Origin of the sequence: Streptomyces sp. NPDC050388 (assembly GCF_040655635.1) — a bacterium.
In the GTDB taxonomy this organism is placed as follows: Bacteria; Actinomycetota; Actinomycetes; order Streptomycetales; family Streptomycetaceae; genus Streptomyces.
The window spans coordinates 8,976-12,068 of sequence record NZ_JBFAKH010000138.1 but is presented as its reverse complement, the minus strand read 5'-3'; the positions used below and the strand labels follow the sequence as shown (position 1 = coordinate 12,068).

1 protein-coding gene is annotated in these 3,093 nt (G+C 72.2%); it reads left to right on the top strand.

The features are described from left to right. Positions 1-869: 869 nt before the first annotated feature. On the top strand, positions 870-3,093 hold a 2,224-nt coding region (locus tag AB0I73_RS38205; RefSeq protein ID WP_363045008.1), incomplete at its 3' end, for a tetratricopeptide repeat protein.

The window sequence follows — 3,093 nt, the reverse complement described above, 5'->3', positions numbered from 1 at the left end:
GGGGGTGGTGCTGGCCATGCCGGGGTGTACTCCTGTCTCGCCCTTCCAGCCTAACCCGGCAAAGCGGGCGTCTCAGCCAAGGCTGTCAGAGAGGGAACGAGCGAAACCGCAGATCAGACCAGGTGGGCAAGGGGCAACGGACGCGCCGACTACTTCCCCACAACGCCCTCTGCGGCAGTCCGCCGCGAGGAACCGCCGGCCTTCGGCACCCGCCGCCTGGTCCCGGTCGCCGACGTCGCCCCGGACAACGCCCCTTGTACGGCGCGGTCCAGGCCGTCTCCCACGATGCCCATCGGGCTCTCCCTTCGTGATCGTCTGTGCGGGCCACTGAGCAGCGTTCCCGGCCGGGCCGGGTAGTTGCCGGCGCCGGGCGGAACGGGCCGCACAGCGGCGCCCAGGGCACACCGCGCAGCAGCGGGCCGCGCCGGCGGAGCTGGGCATGGAATGGGCGTAGGCGGATCGCATACCGCCGTTCCAGAAAACTGGAACCGCGGTACCGCACCCGCACGACAACAGGGGCGCAGCCGTCACCGCCCGCACCCCAACCACCGTGCGGGTGCGGTCTCTTACGCTTGGCTGACAAATCAGAGGCCCGGATCGGACACTGATGACCTGCGTCCGATGCGAGAAGCTTCGGGCGGGTGTGCTGCCAGCCTCGGGGACGAGGCAGGCGAAGTGACGGGGGTGCGGGAATGGCGGGGTCGGGTCATCGGGGGCTGTCGCGGGGTGCGCTGATCCGGCAGCGTGCGAAGGCGCGGTTCGTGGGCCGGCGGGCGCAGTTGGCGCTGTTCACGGAGAACCTGTCGAGGGACCCGCTGTCGGAGGAGGATCCGGCGGAGTTTTTGTTTCATGTGCGGGGTGTGGGTGGGGTGGGGAAGTCCACGCTGCTGCGGCAGTGGCAGGAGGCGGCCCGGCGGGCGGATGCGGTGACGGCGGTGGTGGACGAGAACGACGTCCACGGGGTGCAGCAGGCCCTGGTCGAGCTGGCGAGGCAGCTGGCGGAGCAGGCCGGCCCGTGCAAGGAGTTCGACAAGGCGGTCGAGCAGTTCCAGCGGGAGCAGGCGGCGCAGCGGGAACCGATGCCGGTGGAGGACCAGGCGTCGGTGTCGAGCCGGGTGGTGACGCAGGCCGCGTTGGGGGCGGCGTCGCTGCTTCCGGGGGCCGGTGTCCTCACGGCGATGGCCAATCCGGATGCCGCGGCCCAGGGGCTGGACCGGCTGCGGTCGGCCTCCCAGGCTCGTGCCCGGCGGCGCGGGGCCGGGGGTGATGAGACGGGTGTGAGCCGGGCTTTCGTCGCCGAGCTGGAGCGGTTGTGCCGGCGCCATCAATGGGTGGTGCTGTTCTTCGACACGTGGGAGCAGACGGCCCGGTACCTGGACGGGTGGCTGCTGCGTCTGCTGGCGGAGGAGTTCGGTGCGGTGCCGGCGAACGTCATGGTGGTGCTGGCCGGCCGGGACGAACTCACCGAACGGGAGTGGGCGCCGCTGCGGGCGCAGGTCGCGGATGTGCCGTTGGAGGTGTTCACCGCGGCCGAGACGCGGTCCCTGCTGACCGCGCGGGGCGTGAGCGACCCGGCGGTGGTGGAGGCGGTGCTGCAGCTGTCGATGGGGCTGCCGCTGCTGGTGGAGCTGCTCGCCCTGGCCCGCCCCCACACGGTGGAGGAGGTGGACGCGGGCGGCGACCTCGCGGACGTGGCGGTCGAGCGGTTCGTGCAGTGGATCACCGACCCGGGGCAGCGCGAGGCGGTGCGGGCGGGTGCGCTGCCGCTGCAGCTGAACGAGGACGTGTTCGCCGCCGCGGCCCGGCCGCAGGCCAAGAGGTGGTGGGAGTGGCTGTGCGGGCAGCCGTTCGTCGGCGGCCGCGGCAGCTTCAAGCACTACCACGCGGTGGTGCGCGCCAGCCTGCTCCGGCAGCAGCGCACCCACTCCCCGCAGAGCTGGGCTTCGGCGCATCTACGGTTGGCGGACACGCATGCCGCCTGGCGCGGCGCGGTCGAGGAACAGCTCCCCGAGGCGAAGCGGTGGGAAGACCCTGCATGGCGCCGGCACCGTCTGGATGAGACGTACCACCGGCTGTGCGCGCATCCGGCAACGCAGCTGACGCCCGCGCTGGAACAGGTGGTGCATGCCGCGGGCCAGGACACCGCGGTACTGCGGCAGTGGGTCGAGACCCTGGAACAGGCCGCCCAGGACACCGCGGACACCGCCCTGCTCGACTGGTCCATACGCCTGCGGGAGGCTCTCGCCGACGACGAGCCCGTCCTTGCCTGCCTCGCTGCTCTGCTGGCCCACGGCCGACTCGGCACGAAGGCCAGAAGCTGGGCCCACACCTACCGCGGCCACCGCCTCTACCTCGCCGACCGGGACGAGGAGGCCCTCATCGAGTTCGACCGCGCCCTCGCGCACGACGCCCGCAACGCCCATGCCTGGGCCCATCGCGGGAAAACCCACAGCTGGCTCGACCACCACGACCAGGCCATCGCCGACCTCACCGCGGCACTCGAACTCGACCCCACCTACGCCTGGGCCCTCGGCTCCCGCGGCCAAGCACACCAGCAGGCCGGCCACTACGAGCAGGCCATCGCCGACCTCACCGCCGCACTCGAACTCGACCCCACCTACGCCTGGGCCCACGCCTCCCGCGGCCACGCACACGAGCAGGCCGGCCGGTACGAGGAGGCCGTCACGGACCTGACCGCCGCACTCGAACTCGACCCCACCTACGCCTGGGCCCTCGCCGCACGGGGAGAAGCACACCGGCAGGCCGGCCACTACGAGCAGGCCGTCACGGACCTCACCGCCGCACTCGAACTCGACCCCACACTCACCTGGGCCCTCGGCTCCCGCGGCCGAACACACCGCCAGGCCGACCGGTACGAGCAGGCCGTCACGGACCTCACCGCCGCACTCGAACTCGACCCCACACTCACCTGGGCCCGCGCCGACCGGGGAGAAACACACCGCCAAGCCGGCCGGTACGACCAGGCCATCGCCGACTTCACCGCCGCACTCGAACTCGACCCCACCTACGCCTGGGCCCTCGGCTCCCGCGGCCAAGCACACCGACAAACCGGCCACTACGAGCAGGCCATCG